Origin of the sequence: Paenibacillus sp. FSL R7-0128 (assembly GCF_038002245.1) — a bacterium.
Classification (GTDB): Bacteria; Bacillota; Bacilli; order Paenibacillales; family Paenibacillaceae; genus Paenibacillus_AQ; species Paenibacillus_AQ silagei.
The window spans coordinates 5,854,370-5,872,294 of sequence record NZ_JBBOCD010000001.1 but is presented as its reverse complement, the minus strand read 5'-3'; the positions used below and the strand labels follow the sequence as shown (position 1 = coordinate 5,872,294).

20 protein-coding genes are annotated in these 17,925 nt (G+C 50.6%); 12 read left to right on the top strand and 8 right to left on the bottom strand.

Annotated elements, in window-relative coordinates; translation table 11 throughout:
• Nucleotides 1-235 precede the first annotated feature (235 nt).
• Entirely contained in the window at nt 236-1,357 is a 1,122-nt protein-coding gene (gene mnmA, locus NST26_RS24745) for a tRNA 2-thiouridine(34) synthase MnmA (protein ID WP_036732325.1), read from the bottom strand.
• A gap of 276 nt (nt 1,358-1,633) precedes the next feature.
• On the opposite strand from mnmA, the gene cymR reads away from it, so the two are divergent.
• On the top strand, nt 1,634-2,053 hold the full coding sequence (cymR, locus tag NST26_RS24740; protein ID WP_036732323.1) for a cysteine metabolism transcriptional regulator CymR: 420 nt from the start codon (nt 1,634-1,636) through the stop codon (nt 2,051-2,053).
• Between the two features lie 65 nt (nt 2,054-2,118).
• Here cymR and NST26_RS24735 read toward each other — a convergent pair whose 3' ends face one another.
• Nucleotides 2,119-2,361 (bottom strand): helix-turn-helix domain-containing protein, encoded by a 243-nt coding sequence (locus tag NST26_RS24735; protein WP_340980017.1) that lies wholly within the window; start codon nt 2,359-2,361, stop codon nt 2,119-2,121.
• A 276-nt stretch (nt 2,362-2,637) separates the two neighbouring features.
• Nucleotides 2,638-2,892 (bottom strand): helix-turn-helix domain-containing protein, encoded by a 255-nt coding sequence (locus NST26_RS24730; protein ID WP_340980015.1) that lies wholly within the window; start codon nt 2,890-2,892, stop codon nt 2,638-2,640.
• A gap of 161 nt (nt 2,893-3,053) precedes the next feature.
• On the opposite strand from NST26_RS24730, the gene NST26_RS24725 reads away from it, so the two are divergent.
• The 8 genes from NST26_RS24725 to NST26_RS24690 all read left to right on the top strand — a co-directional run bounded on the left by NST26_RS24725 (nt 3,054) and on the right by NST26_RS24690 (nt 10,328).
• Nucleotides 3,054-3,308 carry a hypothetical protein gene (locus tag NST26_RS24725; protein ID WP_340980014.1) on the top strand — a complete coding sequence of 85 codons (255 nt, stop codon included), beginning with the start codon at nt 3,054-3,056 and terminating at the stop codon, nt 3,306-3,308.
• Nucleotides 3,309-3,396: 88 nt separating this feature from the next.
• Entirely contained in the window at nt 3,397-3,615 is a 219-nt protein-coding gene (locus NST26_RS24720; RefSeq protein ID WP_340980012.1) for a helix-turn-helix domain-containing protein, read from the top strand.
• Between the two features lie 244 nt (nt 3,616-3,859).
• On the top strand, nt 3,860-4,537 hold the full coding sequence (locus NST26_RS24715) for a response regulator transcription factor (RefSeq protein ID WP_340980010.1): 678 nt from the start codon (nt 3,860-3,862) through the stop codon (nt 4,535-4,537).
• A complete protein-coding gene (locus tag NST26_RS24710) occupies nt 4,534-6,351 on the top strand; it encodes a sensor histidine kinase (protein ID WP_340980009.1) in 1,818 nt (605 codons plus the stop codon). Before NST26_RS24715 ends, NST26_RS24710 begins: the two co-directional genes overlap by 4 nt.
• A gap of 174 nt (nt 6,352-6,525) precedes the next feature.
• On the top strand, nt 6,526-7,212 hold the full coding sequence (locus NST26_RS24705; RefSeq protein WP_340980008.1) for a GDSL-type esterase/lipase family protein: 687 nt from the start codon (nt 6,526-6,528) through the stop codon (nt 7,210-7,212).
• Nucleotides 7,213-7,247: 35 nt separating this feature from the next.
• Nucleotides 7,248-8,654 carry an MBOAT family O-acyltransferase gene (locus tag NST26_RS24700; protein ID WP_340980007.1) on the top strand — a complete coding sequence of 469 codons (1,407 nt, stop codon included), beginning with the start codon at nt 7,248-7,250 and terminating at the stop codon, nt 8,652-8,654.
• Between the two features lie 14 nt (nt 8,655-8,668).
• Nucleotides 8,669-9,817: a DHHW family protein gene (locus NST26_RS24695; protein ID WP_340980005.1), complete on the top strand. Its 1,149-nt coding sequence runs from the start codon at nt 8,669-8,671 to the stop codon at nt 9,815-9,817.
• A 22-nt stretch (nt 9,818-9,839) separates the two neighbouring features.
• Nucleotides 9,840-10,328 (top strand): DUF4358 domain-containing protein, encoded by a 489-nt coding sequence (locus NST26_RS24690; RefSeq protein ID WP_340980003.1) that lies wholly within the window; start codon nt 9,840-9,842, stop codon nt 10,326-10,328.
• 106 nt (nt 10,329-10,434) lie between these two features.
• On the opposite strand, the gene NST26_RS24685 is transcribed toward NST26_RS24690, so the two are convergent.
• Together NST26_RS24685 and NST26_RS24680 are read right to left on the bottom strand one after the other, a co-directional pair.
• Nucleotides 10,435-11,436, bottom strand: coding sequence for a VanZ family protein (locus NST26_RS24685; RefSeq protein WP_340980001.1), 1,002 nt, complete (start codon nt 11,434-11,436; stop codon nt 10,435-10,437).
• Nucleotides 11,437-11,785: 349 nt separating this feature from the next.
• Nucleotides 11,786-12,193, bottom strand: coding sequence for a DUF3221 domain-containing protein (locus NST26_RS24680; protein ID WP_340980000.1), 408 nt, complete (start codon nt 12,191-12,193; stop codon nt 11,786-11,788).
• A gap of 261 nt (nt 12,194-12,454) precedes the next feature.
• On the opposite strand from NST26_RS24680, the gene NST26_RS24675 reads away from it, so the two are divergent.
• Genes NST26_RS24675 through NST26_RS24665 form a run of 3 tightly spaced genes read left to right on the top strand, consistent with a single transcriptional unit; the run spans nt 12,455 to nt 14,380 of the window.
• Nucleotides 12,455-12,652, top strand: coding sequence for a hypothetical protein (locus NST26_RS24675; RefSeq protein WP_340979998.1), 198 nt, complete (start codon nt 12,455-12,457; stop codon nt 12,650-12,652).
• The gene (locus NST26_RS24670) at nt 12,645-13,904 is read left to right on the top strand and encodes a DNA polymerase IV (RefSeq protein WP_036732306.1); all 1,260 of its coding nucleotides are present in this window, start codon (nt 12,645-12,647) and stop codon (nt 13,902-13,904) included. Before NST26_RS24675 ends, NST26_RS24670 begins: the two co-directional genes overlap by 8 nt.
• Nucleotides 13,901-14,380, top strand: coding sequence for a hypothetical protein (locus NST26_RS24665; RefSeq protein WP_036732304.1), 480 nt, complete (start codon nt 13,901-13,903; stop codon nt 14,378-14,380). Before NST26_RS24670 ends, NST26_RS24665 begins: the two co-directional genes overlap by 4 nt.
• A gap of 6 nt (nt 14,381-14,386) precedes the next feature.
• Here the strand turns inward: NST26_RS24665 and NST26_RS24660 are convergent, their stop codons facing one another.
• The 3 genes from NST26_RS24660 to NST26_RS24650 all read right to left on the bottom strand — a co-directional run bounded on the left by NST26_RS24660 (nt 14,387) and on the right by NST26_RS24650 (nt 17,866).
• Nucleotides 14,387-14,791, bottom strand: coding sequence for a GNAT family N-acetyltransferase (locus NST26_RS24660; protein WP_340979996.1), 405 nt, complete (start codon nt 14,789-14,791; stop codon nt 14,387-14,389).
• 451 nt (nt 14,792-15,242) lie between these two features.
• Nucleotides 15,243-17,057: an alpha-glycosidase gene (locus tag NST26_RS24655; protein WP_340979995.1), complete on the bottom strand. Its 1,815-nt coding sequence runs from the start codon at nt 17,055-17,057 to the stop codon at nt 15,243-15,245.
• Between the two features lie 110 nt (nt 17,058-17,167).
• Complete coding sequence (locus NST26_RS24650; protein WP_339311168.1) at nt 17,168-17,866, bottom strand: SOS response-associated peptidase; 699 nt, start codon at nt 17,864-17,866, stop codon at nt 17,168-17,170.
• Nucleotides 17,867-17,925 lie beyond the last annotated feature (59 nt).

Sequence of the window (17,925 nt, the reverse complement as noted above, 5' to 3'; positions counted from 1 at the left end):
CTCCGTGTCCTGACCCATCAATGACGAAGAACCTTCAACTCCACGCGCTGTGGTGTTGAAGGTTCTTTTTTAAGCGAAATAAGAAACATGTAGTCGAAAAACCGAACACAATGGGGTAGGCGAAGGCGCATGGGCCAAATGTAGTCGGAAAACCGAACACAATGGGCTCAGCACCAGCACTGTTCACCCGTTAGAAAGTTTTTCTTTAGTAGGGGGAACTCTGGCTGGGGTGCAATCAGACCTGCGCCAGCGGCGCGACTTTGTCGGCCGTCTCGATGGTTCCGCCGCCAAGACAGGTCTCGCCCAGATAGAAGACCACGGCTTGTCCGGGCGTAATCGCCTTTTGCTGAACATCAAAGGCCACATGGACGGTTCCATCGGCCTGCTTCGTCAGCGTAACTCCCTGATCCGGCTGGCGGTAGCGGAACTTGGCCGTACATTTCAGCGGCTCATCACCAAGAGTGTCCGGATCAATCCAGTTCACCCCTGAAGCTATAAGACTGGTCGAGTACAGGCTGATGTGCTTCTCACCTTGCACCACATACAGGGTATTGCTTGCCAGATCCTTCTCGGCCACGAACCAGGGTTCGCCTGTCCCCGAGCCGCCGATACCAAGCCCCTGGCGCTGGCCCAGCGTGTAGTACATGAGGCCGTCATGCCGGCCCTTCACTTCGCCCGTAGCGATATCGACCATATTGCCTGACTGTGCAGGCAGGTATTGGCTGAGGAATTCGCGGAAATTGCGTTCTCCGATAAAGCAGACGCCGGTGCTGTCTTTTTTCTTCGCGGTATAGAGTCCGGCTTCCTCGGCAATCCGGCGCACCTCCGGCTTCGGCAGATGTCCGATCGGGAACATGGCCTTCGAGAGCTGGTACTGGTTCAGCGCATTTAGGAAATACGTCTGGTCCTTGTTGTTGTCCACGCCGCGCAGCAGCTTGAACAGGCCGTCTTCTTCCACGACCCGGGCGTAATGCCCCGTAGCGACATAATCTGCGCCAAGCTGCAGTGCTTTGTTCAGGAATTCGCCGAACTTGATCTCGCGGTTGCACATCACATCCGGATTCGGGGTCCGGCCAGCCTTATATTCTTCAAGGAAATAGGAAAAGACTTTATCAAAGTATTCCTTCTCGAAATTAACGGTATAGTAAGGAATATCGATCTGCTCGCAGACGCGGCGCACATCCTCGGCATCGGTCTCGGCCGTACATACGCCGAACTCGTCGGTATCATCCCAATTCTTCATGAAGATGCCGATGACGTCATACCCCTGCTGCTTCAGCAGCAGCGCTGTAACAGAGGAATCCACTCCGCCCGACATCCCGACGACGACCCGGATATCCTGATTAGCTTTTGTCATCGTGATCACCATTTTCTGTACACAAAATACCGGCGTTCTCACTGAACACCCGGCTCATTGTGTATTATAACATACCTGTCTACCCCAAACGAGGACACTACTGCTATGAAATATAGCGAAAAACGGTCCGAAATTGACAATTTGTCCACCAGTGGAGAACAAAATCGTGAATTATTGCCGTTTGCTGTTTCAAATGTGTCCATAGATATGATAACATAAGCTGAGAGCAGACATCGGAATACATTGATATGCAACTAAACCGAAAGAGGTGCCCCTTTGAAAATCTCAACCAAAGGACGTTACGGATTAACCATTATGATGGAGCTTGCCCTGAAATTCGGCGAGGGGCCTACATCACTTAAGAGCATCGCCGAGAAAAACGGACTCTCCGAGCATTACCTGGAGCAGCTCATCGCCCCGCTGCGCAATGCAGGCCTGGTGAAGAGCATCCGCGGAGCTTACGGCGGTTATATTCTGTCCCGCGAGACCAACACCATTACCGCCGGAGATATCATCCGCGTCCTGGAAGGCCCGATCTCCCCGGTAGACTTCACCGAAGAAGACGACCCGGCCAAGCGCGACCTCTGGCTGCGCATCCGCGACAGCATCGCCGATGTGCTGGACTCCACCACCTTGTCCGACCTGATCAACTTCAAGGAAGAGAGCCAGGCGGATAATTATATGTTCTACATCTAAAAACGGAAAGACCCCTCAAGCCATCCGGCTTTGAAGGGTCTTTTATCTATTACAACTGATTGAGCTTATTCACCGGGCTTATCCTTCTTCGTATGGTACGCCTTGGCCGCTTCCTTGCGCTCTAACAGATCAGAGCGGAAGAATAAGCGTTCGCGGCTTGTCTCCTTCACCGGCTTCAACTTCCCGTTCTTTACGAAGCCGTGAATATTTTGCCGGGAGGATTCCAGGATCTCCATCGCTTCCGAGACACCGCAGACTTCACGGGAGATCCATTCGGCCAGTTCTTCTTTGCTGTTGAAGGTGTACATTACCAGGCTACCTTTACTAAAGTAACTACGGTGAGCAGCAGAGCAATGACGCTGAAGGTGAAGGAAGTATAGACTATATTTTCATACGTTTTTTTGGTCATGTTGACAGCTCCTTTAAGCCTTAGATTTATATGCTATATGTTAATTATTCCAATTCAATTAACGTTTGTAAAGTATATATTTGGATTTGTCCTGTCCATTGATCGGAGGGTAGGCTTGAACTGATTCTTTCGTGGTATAATCAAGAAGAGAAGAACGATCCTTGGATTAATCGGTTTAACCATCGTTTTTTTCTGCTTTAGCTTTGCGATTGTAGGAACTGACAGATTCTTGTAATGCTAACACATCGGTGCGAAGGAATAGACGTTCCCGGCCCGCCGTTTTGATAGGCAGCAGCCGGCCCTTCTGAACAAAATGGTGAAGGTTCTGCCGTGAGCAGTTCATAATCTCCATGGCTTCTGAGGTGAAAAGAATATTCTCTGAGACCCATTCTTTCATTTCCTGATGGTCTTTAAATGGCTTCATCATCATTTCCCACTCCTTGTATTCATTTTCATCATCTTTTTATATACATTATAGATTTTTGTTTGACTAATGTAAATCAAGAAAAGAAATTAGGCTGGTCATCTGATCTGGCTTTTTCGTACTTATCCGGCAATACATTGAGGACGCTAACAGCAAGGGGAGGAGTGATGAGCTTGCGAACTAAGGAAGAGAATAGAGCAGCCATTGGTGAGCAGTTTACCCCGCTGCGCGAAAAGCCGAGCGACCAATTTGACGCTCTGGTGGACGAGATTGCCGCTGTCAGGTTCGAACACCTTCAGAAGCTTGATAAGCTGCCAAAATATCCGGTAGGTGTCCTGGATGCTAATGCGGTTGAACAGCGTCGCCTGGCCCGTGAAGAAGGAATCCAGTGGATTCTAATCAAGCAGAAATATGGTATCTGAAGCATTCTCCAAAACATGGAGTTCTAGTATGGTTATCACCTGCCTGAAGGACTTCGTAGTAGTACTACAGATACTTTGAGGTGAGGATATGTTGAAACTCAAGTTGGACAAGCTACTATATGAAAAGAGATTGAATGCAAATCAATTATCCAAGATGACAGGAATAAGATATCCGACCATCTCAGATATGGCTGATAATAAATCAAAAGCATGGTCGCCGGAAAATTTAAATAAGATTATGGTTGCCTTGGACCTGGGAGATATTTCTGAATTAATTGAATATGAAAAAGAGCCGCCACAGAATTAATTGGAGCTACAATCCACCATTTGAACAATGCCCCCAACCCGTCCTTCCCAAGAAACTTGGGGAGGACTTGTCTTTTTTACAGCTTTTTCGAACAATCTTCCTGTCCACCGGAATGATAGCATTCACTTAATCTCCCATCCATCTGCATATGATCTTTATCTGCATAGGGTAGACTTAACGGTGTACCTTGGCAGTTCTATGAGCTGTGCGTTCCTGGTTCTACAAAAAAGGGTGAGGTTATCATATGTCAAAAACAATATTGATTGTGGAAGATGAAGATATTTTACGTGAAATCATGAAGGATTATCTGCTGGAAGAGGGATATCGCGTGATTGAAGCCATTGACGGGAAGCAGGCGGTCTCGTTATTTCAGGAGCATGAGGTGGACTTGATTTTGCTGGACATCATGTTGCCGGAATTGGATGGATGGTCCGTATGCAGGCGAATCCGCAAGACGTCGAATGTGCCGATTATCATATTGACGGCCCGTTCGGATGAGGACGATACATTGCTGGGGTTCGAGCTTGGCGCTGACGACTATGTTACGAAGCCGTACCGCCCGCTCATTCTGCTGGCCCGGGCCAAGCGGCTGCTCGAGAGCAGACATACCGGCGGGCATGAAAGCGACACGTTGTCCGGCGGAGGCATTTCAATCCATTTTCCATCCCGGACCGTTTCGGTTGACGGCAAAAGCTCCGATCTAACGCATACGGAATTCGAAATATTAGCCTATCTGCTGCAAAACAAAGGGATTATTATCAGCAGAGAGCAGCTGATTACGAGAATTTGGGGATATGATTTCGCAGGCGATGATCGTACGGTTAACAGTCATATCCGCAATTTGCGTTCCAAGCTGGGGGAGCATGCCAGGCAGATTGTTACGGTTGTGCGTTCTGGATATAAATTCGAGGAAGAGCTATGAAAAAGGGGATTGTGCTTAAACTGTTCCTGCTGACAGCAGGATTGTGCCTGTTTCTGATCGCCGTTATTTTCATCTTGCAGACCGTATTTTTCAAACAGTTCTACGTTCATCAGAAAATAAAAGACGTTAACGCGGCACTTCAGGCTTATGAACAAGACTACCTGGATCATGGCTCGAACACGCAGGAGATGGCCAAGCTGGAGCAAGACTTTTTTCAAAAGCATAACATCTGGGTCACGGCTTTGGACACCCGCGGAAATTTAAAGTTTGCAGATGATTTCTTCATGGACATTAAGCTGGATCATTCGGACGAACCGGCGCTTGCTGATACAACGATAACCGTGCCGCTATACAGTTTTATTAACGTAGAGGACTTCAGCAGCAATCAAACGTTCCTCACTCCCTGGATTGAAGAAGGGGGAATGATCGCCATGGAAGGCTTAATCATCAACAATCAGCCAATGATCCAGCGGATGGGAAGGAACCGTTCCAATCTGAGAGATGAGAGCCGGCTGGAGAATCATCAGATGGTGAGCAAAGAGTACGAGGTACTGGGCCGATTAGGTGCGGTCCAATATCGTGAGCAATATTCCACCTTTCTGGCCACAGGAACGATTACGAAAGTCCGGGTGCCGGAAGGGGCTGGGGTCTCGCGTTACACCAATCACTTGTTTCTGGACCGTATCAAAGCTTTCCAGGCGGATCTTTTGTACGGTGACTTTAAGGATACAGCGAACGCAAAACAGGTCATAGATGTTGAAGAAAATCATGTGAACTACAAAATTTTCGTGGACCGCACCCGGGACCGCGACGGAAATCCGGCATACCTGTTCGCGATGACATCGCTGCAGCCGGTTAATGAAGCCGCTGGGATCATCAACGACTACTATGTGTATATCATTATTGCGGCCTTGCTGCTTGTACTGCTGACATCGTTTTACTACTCCCGTCAGATTGCCCGCCCGTTGCTGCGTATCAGCCGTACCACCCGGCAAATGGCAAACCTCGATTTTTCGGAGAAAATTCCCGTCACCACGAAGGATGAAATCGGAGACTTGTCGGGCAACATTAACGAGCTTTCCGAGCGCCTGCACGCCCATATTCTCCAGTTGGAACAGGATATTGAGAAAGAAAAGCAACTGGAGCATACGCGAAAAGAATTTATAGCCGGTGTATCGCATGAGCTGAAGACTCCGTTAAGCGTTATTCAGAGCTGCCTTGCCATTTTGAATGACGGGGTTGCCAGCCATAAGCGGGAGCATTATTTTGCGGCAATGGAAGACGAGGTCGGCCGGATGAATGTGCTGATTGACGATATGCTGGAGTTGGCCAAATATGAATCGGGTACGTATAAAATGGACACCGGCTCGTTCTCTATCGATGTTGTCATCAAGCGGGTATGCACTAAATTAGCGCCTGATTTTGCGGCCAAGCAGCTGCTTCTCCACACTTCGCTTATCCCTGCCCAAGTCGAGGGGAACGAGCGTCGTATAGAGCAGGTCATCGTCAATTTCCTGACTAATGCGATTTCGTATACGCCGGAGCGAGAATCCATATACGTAACCGCTTCGGAAGAGAGGGACACCATTCTAATTTGTATCGAAAATAAAGGCGCCCATATCCCTGATGAGCAGCTGGAGAAAGTATGGGACCGTTTCTACCGCGGTGAAACCTCCCGCCACCGGTCAACCGGCGGGACAGGGCTGGGTCTTGCCATATCCAAGAAAATATTGGAGATGCACGGTGTACCTTACGGCGTGAACAATACCTCCGATGGAGTGATGTTTTATTTTCAATTGAATAAAAAAGCGTAGCAATACGGAAGAAAGTGCAGACCTTGGTTCTGCGCTTTTTCTTTTTGGATTTTTTGATACAGCGTTGATTTGCTCTGCACTTGTTCTGCATCTCTCCCTGTTATTCTTTCTATCAGAGAGGGGCAAGAGCACTGCTATCTATACCTAATTCTAAATAAAGAGAGGTCGATGTTCATGTTTAAAAAAATTATCCTGCCGCTAGTTATCGGCAGTACCGCGCTTACCTTGGCAGCTTGCGGGAGTGGGCAAGCTCCGCAAACCGTAACGTCTCAGCCGCAAGCCAATGACACAGCTCAGGTGGAGAAGTCAAACCAGACTTCCTATAAAACGATATTTAAGAACAGCGTATTTCTGGGAGATTCGATTACAGAGGCACTATCTTACCATGACATTCTGGACGAGTTCAATGTAGTGGCAGGTGCCGGAAAGACTACCGAGCTATCTCTGATGAGTGGAGATGTGGACAAGCTGGCAGAGCGGAAGCCGCAATATGTATTTATCATGCTGGGGTCCGATGATATCCTGTTGCCGCCCCAAATTACCGATAACCCCAAGCAGTATTCGCTGAAGTTTTACGCCGAATTGATCGACAGTATCAGGGAGAAGCTTCCGGAGGCATCCATAACGGTTTTGCCGGTCACTCCGGTCACGCCAGAGGCTGAACAAGTGGAGCCACGTTACAAAAATATCAGCGATTACAACCAAGGCTTACAAGAGCTGGCGGACAAGCAGCAGGTTGGATTTGCAGATTTATCTTCGATCTTTGATGACGGCCAACATTTGTATAGCTCGGACGGCATTCATTTTAAACCGGAATTTTATACACGGATGCTCGATTTGCTGAAGGACCGGGTGAAATAACATGCAGACAAGTGAAGGTCTGGAGGTGACGGGGATTGGTTTTTAGCAGCCTTATATTTGTATTCCTCTTTCTGCCGTTCACCCTGCTGATCTACTATATCTCGCCTATGAGGATTAGAAATGCTGTTCTGCTCGCCGCAAGCCTGGTCTTCTATGCATGGGGAGAGCCCGTCTACATTTTCCTGATGATCTTCTCGACGGTATTCGACTATGTGAACGGGGTCCTGATCGATAGATACAGGCATCGTAAAGTGATTGCACGCGGAGTGTTGATCCTGTCCATGATGGGCAGCCTGGGGATTCTTGGCTTCTTTAAATACGCGGGCTTCGTGTTCGATAATATCAATTCGCTCTTTAACCTGCATTTGCAGGCAGCAGATCTTCCGCTTCCGGTGGGCATATCGTTCTACACGTTCCAGACGATGTCTTACATCATTGATGTTTACCGCAGGAAGGTGCCTGTTCAGAAGAATCTGATCGCCTTCGGCGCCTACGTAACGATGTTTCCGCAGCTTGTGGCGGGACCGATTGTTAAATATGAAGATATCGCGGGACAGCTCGCTAAGCGCACAGTGACGTTGGAGCGTTTTGGCGAAGGGGCGGAATTGTTCATCAGAGGACTTGCCAAAAAAGTACTGCTGGCCAACAACATCGGTTCGCTGTGGGCAAGCAGTAAAGCGGTGCCTGCGGCGGAGCTGTCGGTTCTGTCCGCATGGCTCGGCATCATCGCCTTCACCTTCCAAATCTATTTCGATTTCAGCGGATATTCGGATATGGCACGCGGTTTAGGTAAGATGATCGGGTTCGAATTTATGGAGAATTTCAACTATCCTTATATTTCCAAGAGTATTACGGAATTTTGGCGGAGGTGGCATATTTCGCTTGGTTCCTGGTTCCGTGAGTATATCTACATCCCCCTCGGCGGGAACCGGGCGGGCAAGCTGAAACAGCTGCGAAACTTGGCGGGGGTATGGTTTATAACCGGATTGTGGCATGGAGCGAGCTGGAATTTTATCATTTGGGGCTTATATTTCGGTCTCTTTGTCACACTTGAAAAGCTAATTCTCTTGAAACAGCTTCAGCGCTTGCCTGTCTTGGTAAGCCATGTCTACACCCTGATGATTGTGATCATCGGCTGGGTAATTTTTGAATTTGAACATTTGCCGGCAGCCCTGACCTTCATCGGAACGATGTTTGGCGCCGGAACACATGAATTCGCGGACAACCGGGCGCTCTACGATCTGTCGGGAAATGCCCTGCTGCTGCTGATCCTCACGGTTTGTGCCACGCCGTTACCCGGCAAAGCATTGGCCTGCATCCGAACCAGATTTGCCCGGTCCGGCACGCTTGCCGCACTTGCCATCTACTTCATCTTCATCGTGGCCTCAACAGCCTATCTGGTCAATGCAACGTACAATCCATTCTTATACTTTCGTTTTTGATCGAGGTGATTTGATTGAAGAAATACGACCAAGTCTATTACCGCGCACTCGCCATTGTACTACTTATGTTTACCGGGGCGGTATTGGTTGTCAATATTCTGACCCCGGGAAAGGTATTTTCCGAATCAGAGAACCGGATGCTGCAGCAGCTCCCGGCATTCTCGCTTCAAGCCTTAGAATCAGGCAAGTTTACTTCCGAATTTGAAGCGTATCTATCGGATCAGTTTATGGAGAGGGACTTTTGGATTGGACTGAAATCTGACGCAGACCGGGGATTGGGAAGGAAAGAGAGCAACGGGGTTTACATCGGCAAGGACGGGTACCTGATTCAAAAATTTACTCCTCCCGAAAAAGGGGATTTGGAAGACAAGGTGAAAGCCATTCAAGCCTTTGATCAGGCTACGCCTGGTCTGCGCAAATATATGATGCTGGTGCCGACGGCAGCTTCCATACTTGAGGATAAATTGCCGCCTTATGCTTCCGGTGGGGATGAGAGGGGCTATTGGGACAAGATCAAGGATTCTGATCTCGAGGACATTCAGTGTGTCGATGTTTCCCCCGCGCTGGAGGCGAACAAGGAGCAACCGGTCTATTATAGAACAGACCATCACTGGACGACCCAAGGCGCTTTCCTTGCCTATCGGGAGCTGGGCGCGCTCATGGGTTTTACACCCAGGAACGAAGATGATTTCAACATCCGTCAAGTCACTAGTCAGTTCTATGGATCTTTGTATTCGAAAAGCGGATTCAGGCACATACGGCCGGATGCTATTGAGCTGTATTATCCAAAGGTACCGGAGACCGTTTCCGTGGAGTACGTTGACGAACAGCAAAGTGCGGATTCGATGTACGCTATGGAAAACCTCACCAAGAAGGATAAATACACTGTTTTTTTCAACGGGAATCATGGCTTGCTTCACATAACAACCGGCAGTGCGGAAGGGAGAAGACTGCTTATTGTTAAAGATTCGTATGCCAACAGCCTGATCCCTTTTTTAACATCGCATTTCAGCGAAATTGATGTGGTAGACCTCCGTTATTATGATGGGGATCTACTGAAGCTTACGGAAGAACGGCAAATCCGCGACATGCTGATTTTGTATAACATCACCACATTTGTTGAAGATCCATCTATTACATCATTAGCAGATTCTGTGGAATAATCCATAAAGGGGTTGAGTAACGATGTTTCCGGGAAAGAGAATGAAATACTTAGTTGTCCTGGCTGCCGGCATGAGCTTATGCGGTATTCTGATCGGATGCTCCAGTAAGAAGGAAGACGCCAAGGATGTTCCTGTCCATACCATTGAGGAGCGTATCAAGCAAGCGGCTTCTATGGAAGCCATGGAAAAAGGGGATATGAACAGGCTTAAGAAGCTCTATCATCTTAATGCAGAGGAAGTTCAGGATTTTGTGCTCTATACGGCAGAATCGAACGTCGAAGCAAATGAGCTGGCCGTGATCAGGGTGAAGCAAGAGAATCAGGCGGAAAGCGTTAAGGAGAAAATCATGAAAAGAATTGAGGCTCAAAAGGTCAAGCTGAAGGACTACCGTCCTGAGCAATTTTACCTCGTCGAAAAGCATATATTAAAGGTCAAAGGCCCATATATTTTGTTTACGGTCTCCAAGAATGCGGAGCAAATCGAAAGTGCGTTTAACGAAGCGCTTAAATAATCTCATTCACAAATGCGAAAAAGACCCCTCGGGCCATCCACGGCTTGGAAGGGGCACGCATAAGTTTCTATCTGCAGGAGCTATCTGGCTAGCGGGCCTATTTATTTTATCCCCCGCCCAGCAGCCGCTGAAGCCGCGCTGCCAGCTTTTGTCCGGCATTGGCCTCTACGAGCGTAAGGTCCCACAATACCGCATGGGTTCGAGGGTCGGCAGCATCAGTTTTGACTGTAAGGGTCAGCTCCTGTTTGCCTTCAAGCGGCACCTGAAAAGACAGCGGCTGATTCTCGCCCGGTGCGATATTCACATCCAGGGAGTAAAGCTCTTCTCCGTCGGCGCTGATCGTGACGCTGCTGGTGCCGCTGCCCTTAGCAGGTATAGCATCGTCAGGGACGCCGAAATTCCCGGCTAACTCCTTATACTGTCCATCCAGGCGTATTGAGAACTCGTGGAGTCCCGGATGATCAGGGCTGTACAGATTGATAGCTGGTTCGATCTGTTCTTGGGCCATAGTGAAGCTGTTGAGCCTTTGTTCCCACTGTATTTTACCACGTTCAACAGGGAGCTGATCCAGCGCCCTGATCTCCCCGCGGCCATGCTCCAGATAATAATTGATACCGCTCACGGCGGAGTAGACGAGTAGTGTCAAGACCGCGCCTGAGGACAGGAGCTTGAGCATACCTATTGGCGCCCACCGGTCGCGGCGGATCAGCCGCTGGGCGCCGTAGCCGACAGCTGCACCGAGCGTATTAACGACGATGTCGTTAATGTCGAACGCACCCAAATGGGTCACCATCTGAATCAGCTCTACCCCGGTGATGGCTGCTATGAAGACCAAGAGGAACGGCAGGAACCGGGAGCGGACCAGTGTCGGAATGAATAGCCCGAACGGTACGAAGGCCAGATAGTTACCCAGGCTGAAGACCCAAAGCTCCGAATAACCATAGCCCGGAAATATCAACGGAATCCCGTCAAAAGACAGGTGATACCGCAAACCCGTCTCCGGTAGAGCCGATGAGCGGTTGAAGCCGACAAATAAGAAAAACAGAGTGAGACCCGTGTACAGAACCAAACCGGTCCAAACGGCCGTCCTCTTTTTGCCTTGAAGCATGATGGTTAACCTCTCTTTACCGGTAGTTTATGTCCCTTGCAGAGGACAAAGGAAGTATAAGCTATCTTCGTTAGCCCAAGCAAGGCGGACAGTTGCAGTCCAGCCCCTCAGTAATCGAGCTTCCTCTATCCACACACAATGCTCATACTCCGACGGGGTTCGGTCTTAATGGGACGGTCGGCTCGGCGTTACGGACTGAGACGCGCTTATTTCGAAGGAGAGTCACAACTTGGGCAAGTTGCGGACACCACGGCCCTTATTAACGAATATTCCGCTCCTAAACGTTCTTTAGAGAGACAATAAGGTCCACTCGGTCCGTTACTCCGCAAGAAGTTCCTGTTTCTTCAAATTAACGGCTCTCTGGTCCGTAAGGAACCGAAGTAGCTCGGGGCCCTTGCTTGGCTTGCAGGCTACATTGCTCTATTTTTGATTTTACAATTTTGCTGGCGGTAACTTGTGCCGGAAAGGAATCATCACTTGTTTGATAGAACACTTCAATTTCTTCACCCTTTTTATATTTAGAAGGTGAAACTTTATTTACCCAAATGGCTTGAGAATACATATTAGTTTCTAGAACTTCCTTGTAATTCTTATTCAAGTCTTCTTCTTTCAACTGAGCGATTACCAAGATCCTTGTATTCTCTACATCTACTGTGTGTACCTTCCCTTTTAAAACATTATCCCCCTTGCTACAGGCGGCCAGGGCTAACAAAAAAACGAAAATGAGAGTCGATTGGAGACTCGCTTTTAGAAGCATGGACGTTCTCCTTTGAAGGGGTATGACATTATTCAATATTACCTCCTTTTGGGTTTCAGTTCCAGCTAGGGAATGCGGTGGAATTCCTGTTTGTTCCAGCTTTTCTCTATCTCTAAATGTTCCTTCCCGGTTCTAACTATCCCCGACTCAGCATACCCTATCTTAACGGGAACATTTGTTCTATTTTACCATTGCTTAAAAATCTTAATCCTGGTTATAATACAAACAAATGTTCTTACTTGAGCCCGGAGGCGATTAGTCATGAAGATGAGCATCGGCCAAACCATAGAAATCATATACCTGGACAAAGCGGGCCAGATTACGCAGCGGAAAATTGAAGTGCGCGGCATTCGTGACGGCCGCATACGTGCCACCTGTCTGAGTACCGGCCGGCCCCGTGTATTCCTGACCGCCAATATTCTGTCGTGGCATCCGGTACGGGGGCGGAGGTATGCCTAAGGACCGGATTATTCTGCTCTCGGACTGCCAGTCCTTCTATGCCAGCGTCGAGAAGGCGGCCCATCCCGAATATGCGGATCAGCCTGTCGCTGTGGGTGATCCGTCGCGGATGAACGGGATTGTGCTGGCCGCCTGCCCGCTTGCGAAATCCTATGGCGTAACTACCGCATCACGCGTGGGCGAAGCCCTGACGAAATGCCGGGATCTCGTGGTCATCCGGCCGCGGATGGGGACGTATATTCAGGTCTCGCTGCTGATCTCAGAGATCTACCAGGGGTATACCGATCTGGTGGAGGCGTTCAGCATTGATGAGCAGTTCCTGGATGTGACCGGTTCTCTGCGCGTGTTCGGAGGGGATTTGCCGGAGCTGATTCACTCGATCCAGCAGCATGTTCTGTTATCTACCGGAGTGTGGACCCGGGTGGGCATCGGCCCGTCCAAAATACTCGCTAAAATGGCCAATAATTTCGCCAAGAAGAAGGCAGGCGGAACCTTCCGGCTGGATTACGATAATCTGGACACAGAGCTATGGCCGCGCCCAGTGCATGAAATGTTCATGGTGGCGGGCCGGATGACCAAGAATTTCTACCGCATGGGTATTTCGACCATTGGAGACATTGCCCGGATGGAGCTGGGTGAGCTGAAGCGGAGAATGCGCACCACGCTGGGTAAGCAGAGCGATATTCAAGCGGAATATTATTGGCAGACCGCACGCGGCATCGATCCCAGCCCGGTGGTGACCGGGATACGCCATGAGATGAAGTCCGTCGGCCACGGGAAGGCGCTGCGCTGGAATCTGTATACCCGGCTGCCAGAGATTGAGGTGGTGCTGCTGGAGCTGGTGATTGAGGTCTGCCGGCGGGCGCGGAAGTACCGATACATGGGAGCTGTGGTGTCCGTTGCGGTAGTGGAGACAGACGGCAACACCTCGAATGCCTACAGCCGGCAGACGACACTGCCGGAGCCTTCGTCGTTAACCCATGAGGTGGCAGCGGCTGCCTACCGTCTATTCGTAGATCATTGGAGCGGCTTGCCGATTAGCCGGTTGGCTATCTCTATATCCCAGCTCACGGATGACAGCGTGATGCAGCTGACCTTGTTCGATGACCGGATACGAAGCAGTAGCAGAGAACGGGCTATTGATCAGATCAAGAACCGGTACGGAAGCGGGGCGCTGATCCGCGCGTCTTCTTTGCTGGAGTCTGGGGTTGCTCTGGAACGGGCGCAGCAGATTGGGGGGCACTATAAATGAGCAAGCTAGACGGAAACGAGCGGTGGAAATCCAAAATGTTAATGACAGAGCATGTCCAGCAGTATGAGCAGAAGCAGGGGACAGAGGGCAGGAAAATGATTACGGTAGAGGAGCGGACAATGGTGCGTGACCTCATTCTGCTTCCTTACCTCGATACGATGGTCAGCAAAAGTCTGAAGGAGCTTGAGCTGTCCAATAGTATTCTTAAGCGGGCTTTCATGCTCGCCGGCCAGGCGATTCAGCAGCGTATTATGCAGGATACCTACCAGCTCCAGAAGGAGCTGAAGCAGCATAATATCCGGGTGCTGGCCGATGAGCAGGAGGAGTTCCTGGTGTATTACAAAATCTTTTGCCGGGGCTATCAGGAACGCTTCGGACTTACCCGCGATGTGATGCGCACCGAGATCAGCCTGCGGCTGACCAGGTACACGGCGGAGCTTGGAGCCGGCCTGAAAAACCAGCATTTGAGCAGTTAGTATCAGCTACAGCGCTTTGGTGAAGAAAATCTCTAGCGGCTCATTATCCGGCAGCAGGCAGCCTGAGTCCCGGTAGCCCAGTTTCCGGTAGAAATGCTGTGCCTCTTCACTCGCCATCGAGGAGGTCATAACCTGCTTATGGCCCATGGCCTGCATCGCTTGCTCCCAGTGCTGCACCGCCTGTCTGCCGAAGCCTGCGCCGCGATAAGGCTCATCAATCCACAGCAGATTCATGAAGGGGATCTGGTCCCAGAAATACCCGTACCGCAGCCAGCCAATGTCCAGGCTACCCTCGCTCAGAATGTAAATTTCCTGCTGGTTTATTTTAGAGAGAAGAAGTGAGTTCAGGATATGGCGGTCACGGCTTGCGAGATAATCATAATCGGCTTCGGTTGTGGTTCTGATGTTCATAGGGTGATTCTCCTGTCATTGTATAGTGTGTGAAGAACGATTGTCCTTACAAAAGTCTACCACCTCTGGTTGCCGGGTTTGGTGTAACAAACAGCTATAAACAAACAAGCCCCTTCCTGGGACTTGTCTTTGTCTTTGATTGGCCCGAATGTATGCCAAAAACAGCATACATTGTGCCGGTGCGCAGGCGCATGGCCCGAATGTATGCCAAAAACAGCATACATTGTGGTGGTGCGCAGGCGCATGGCCCGAATGTATGCCAAAAACAGCATACATTGTGGTGGTGCGCAGGTGCATGGCCCGAATGTATGCCAAAAACAGCATACATTGTGGTGGTGCGCAGGCACATGGCCCAAATGTATGCCAAAAACAGCATACATTGTGGTGGTGCGCAGGCACATGGCCCGAATGTATGCCAAAAACAGCATACATTGTGCCGGTGCGCAGGTAATCAGGCTTCGCCGCCAGCTTGTCCGCTATACAGAATCCGGTATTCCAGCGGCTCCAGCGTCATACGGATCTGATCTCCGTTCATCTTGGCCGGCTCGCCGCTCAAGGCATCCTGCCAAGTGCCCTCACCCAGGGATTGCGTAAGCGTCAGCGGTTCAGCGGAATTATTCATCCAGACTGTGAAGCGGGTGTGCTCATTCCAGCGTTCATACACTAGGGCCCGGCTGCCCGGATCACTCCGCAGGAAGCGGAACTGGCCGGTGCGCAGCACCTCGTGCTCTTTGCGCAGGGCAATGAGGCTCTGATAAAAGTGCAGCAGCTCACGGTCCTGCCGGTCCTCTTCCCAGATCATACATTTGCGGCAGTCCGGGTCGTCTCCGCCGGTAAGTCCGATCTCGTCCCCATAGAAGATGCACGGCGTCCCGGTGAAGGTGAAGAGGAAGGTGACCGCAAGCTTCAGCCGCCCCTTGTCCCCGCCGAGCCGGTTAAGCACTCTCGGGGTATCATGGCTCGCCAGAAGATTGAACAGCACCTCATTCGCCTGCCGGGGATAACGCATGAGCAGCCCGTAGATTTGAGCAGCGAAGGTTCCGGGATCAACCTCCTCGTCGGTCCCGAAGAACTTCAGCAGCCGGTCAGAGAAGGGATAGTTCATTACCGAATCGAACTGGTCGCCCTGCAGCCAGCTGAGGGAGTCGCTCCACACCTCGCCGATGATGAACGCTTCCGGGTTAATTTCTTTGACCGCCTTGCGGAAATCCCGCCAGAATACATGGTCCACCTCATTGGCTACATCCAGCCGCCAGCCGTCGATGTGTACCTCCTTGAGCCAGAATTTGGTGATATCCAGCAGATAATCTCTGGCTTCCGGATGGGCAGTGTTGAGCTTGGGCATTCCGCTGAAGAAGCCGAAGGTATCATAGTTGGCCTTGCCGTCCAGCACCTGAACGGGATAATCATGGACATGGAACCAGCCTGCGTATTTGGAATCCGCTCCATGCTCCAGCACATCCTTGAACGGTGCGAACTCGGAGCTGGTATGATTGAAGACGGCATCGAGGACCACCTTAAGCCCTTTGGAATGGGCGAGATCAACCAGTTGCTTGAGCTTATCAAGATCCCCGAAGCTGGCGTCAATCGTTCCGTAGTCAACGGTGTCATATTTATGGTTGCTGGGAGCCTGGAAGATCGGGGTCAGATACAGCGCCGTTACGCCAAGCTCGGCAATATAATCCAGATGGTCAATCATCCCCTGCAAGTCTCCGCCAAAATAGCTGTCGTGGGTGGGCGGTGCCCCCCATTCGAGCGTCCCTTCGGGGTCATTCGCCGGATCTCCGTTAGCGAACCGGTCCGGCATAATCTGATAGAAGACCGCAGATTTCGCCCATTCGGGAACCTGGAGCAGGTCGGCCTCATGAAGGTAAGGCATTTCGTAGTAGCCTCCGGCAGGCTCGGGCAGCCTGTCTGTAAAGAACCCGGATTCTAGCATCCATACGGTTTCCTGATCGGTTTCCAGCCGGAAGCCGTAGGAAAAGCGTTTGAACTCAGGGAAGATTTCTGCTTCCCAGTAATCGAAGAAGCTGTCGGTAGCCACCTTGCGCATGCTCAGCTCCTGATGATGCTGCTCCCAGTCGTATTTATCGCCGGTCAGGGCAAATACCCGGTCTACATTGTTTTTTTTGCTGCGGATTCTTAAGTGGTAGGTGTCCTTGTTATAGGCATACGCCCATCGCCCCTGCGTTGAATGATAGAGACATTCCAGCTCGATGGAGGCGCCGGATGCGCTTAAGGACACTGCTTGTCTGCTGGGAGCCATATGAAATTCCTCCTGGGATACGTATTGTGGATGGATATTATGAGGTATGAGCTTTAGTTAATACCCTGGGACCGGAGGTTTCAAACAGCAGATATTTTACCAGGCAGCAGTCAAAATAGGGTGCCCTGCACCGGCTCCGGCCCGGCTCTGCGGATCAGCTCCGGGTAGTCACTCCGAGCATTGCCCACGGCTGGGGAGACGGGATAAGCCATCATCTGTTCCGCATCGTAAGGCCGCAGCAGCTTCATCAGGCCGGGAATATTCCGGTTGCTGCGCTCCAGCCACTGCGCTTCCCCGTCTGCATCCAGAATGACCGGCATCCGGTCATGGATGTCTTTCATGAGAGTATTCGGAGCGGTGGTGATGATCGTGCAGGTGGAGATTCTGCCGCCGTCCGGACTGGTCCAGATATCATACAGTGCAGCCATGGAGAACAGCTTACCGTCCCGCATCGTGATCCGCATCGGCTGCTTGCCGCCTTCCAGGGTCTTCCAGTCATAGAAGCCGTCTGCGGGAATCACACAGCGGCGGGAGGCCACCAGCCCTTTGAATGAAGCCTTTTCCAGCAGCGTTTCACTGCGTGCATTGATTAGCTTGGCAGCGTTCTTGTCCTCCTTGGACCAGGAAGGGAGCAGCCCCCAGCGGAGTTCTCCGAGCTTATTCTGTGTGCCGTCATGAATAACCGCAGCAATATGCTGCATCGGAGCCGCGTTATACCTTGGCGCATATTGGATGAGCGGATGCTCCCGGATGAAATACTTGGCGATCAGCTCCTCCAGCGTTACCGTAATCGTATATCTTCCGCACATTTTATCTATGCCTCCCTGGGTAGTTAACGGTTTACAGACCGAACAGCTTGTCTTAGCAT

What these genes read in the sequence shown, in the direction of transcription:
- mnmA (WP_036732325.1), bottom strand. Translation starts at nt 1,357, where the DNA reads ATGACAAAAGCTAATCAGGATATCCGGGTCGTCGTCGGGATGTCGGGC.
- NST26_RS24735 (WP_340980017.1), bottom strand. Translation starts at nt 2,361, where the DNA reads ATGTACACCTTCAACAGCAAAGAAGAACTGGCCGAATGGATCTCCCGT.
- NST26_RS24730 (WP_340980015.1), bottom strand. Translation starts at nt 2,892, where the DNA reads ATGATGATGAAGCCATTTAAAGACCATCAGGAAATGAAAGAATGGGTC.
- NST26_RS24725 (WP_340980014.1), top strand. Translation starts at nt 3,054, where the DNA reads ATGAGCTTGCGAACTAAGGAAGAGAATAGAGCAGCCATTGGTGAGCAG.
- NST26_RS24720 (WP_340980012.1), top strand. Translation starts at nt 3,397, where the DNA reads ATGTTGAAACTCAAGTTGGACAAGCTACTATATGAAAAGAGATTGAAT.
- NST26_RS24715 (WP_340980010.1), top strand. Translation starts at nt 3,860, where the DNA reads ATGTCAAAAACAATATTGATTGTGGAAGATGAAGATATTTTACGTGAA.
- NST26_RS24710 (WP_340980009.1), top strand. Translation starts at nt 4,534, where the DNA reads ATGAAAAAGGGGATTGTGCTTAAACTGTTCCTGCTGACAGCAGGATTG.
- NST26_RS24705 (WP_340980008.1), top strand. Translation starts at nt 6,526, where the DNA reads ATGTTTAAAAAAATTATCCTGCCGCTAGTTATCGGCAGTACCGCGCTT.
- NST26_RS24690 (WP_340980003.1), top strand. Translation starts at nt 9,840, where the DNA reads ATGTTTCCGGGAAAGAGAATGAAATACTTAGTTGTCCTGGCTGCCGGC.
- NST26_RS24685 (WP_340980001.1), bottom strand. Translation starts at nt 11,436, where the DNA reads ATGCTTCAAGGCAAAAAGAGGACGGCCGTTTGGACCGGTTTGGTTCTG.
- NST26_RS24680 (WP_340980000.1), bottom strand. Translation starts at nt 12,193, where the DNA reads ATGCTTCTAAAAGCGAGTCTCCAATCGACTCTCATTTTCGTTTTTTTG.
- NST26_RS24675 (WP_340979998.1), top strand. Translation starts at nt 12,455, where the DNA reads ATGAAGATGAGCATCGGCCAAACCATAGAAATCATATACCTGGACAAA.
- NST26_RS24670 (WP_036732306.1), top strand. Translation starts at nt 12,645, where the DNA reads ATGCCTAAGGACCGGATTATTCTGCTCTCGGACTGCCAGTCCTTCTAT.
- NST26_RS24665 (WP_036732304.1), top strand. Translation starts at nt 13,901, where the DNA reads ATGAGCAAGCTAGACGGAAACGAGCGGTGGAAATCCAAAATGTTAATG.
- NST26_RS24660 (WP_340979996.1), bottom strand. Translation starts at nt 14,791, where the DNA reads ATGAACATCAGAACCACAACCGAAGCCGATTATGATTATCTCGCAAGC.
- NST26_RS24655 (WP_340979995.1), bottom strand. Translation starts at nt 17,057, where the DNA reads ATGGCTCCCAGCAGACAAGCAGTGTCCTTAAGCGCATCCGGCGCCTCC.
- NST26_RS24650 (WP_339311168.1), bottom strand. Translation starts at nt 17,866, where the DNA reads ATGTGCGGAAGATATACGATTACGGTAACGCTGGAGGAGCTGATCGCC.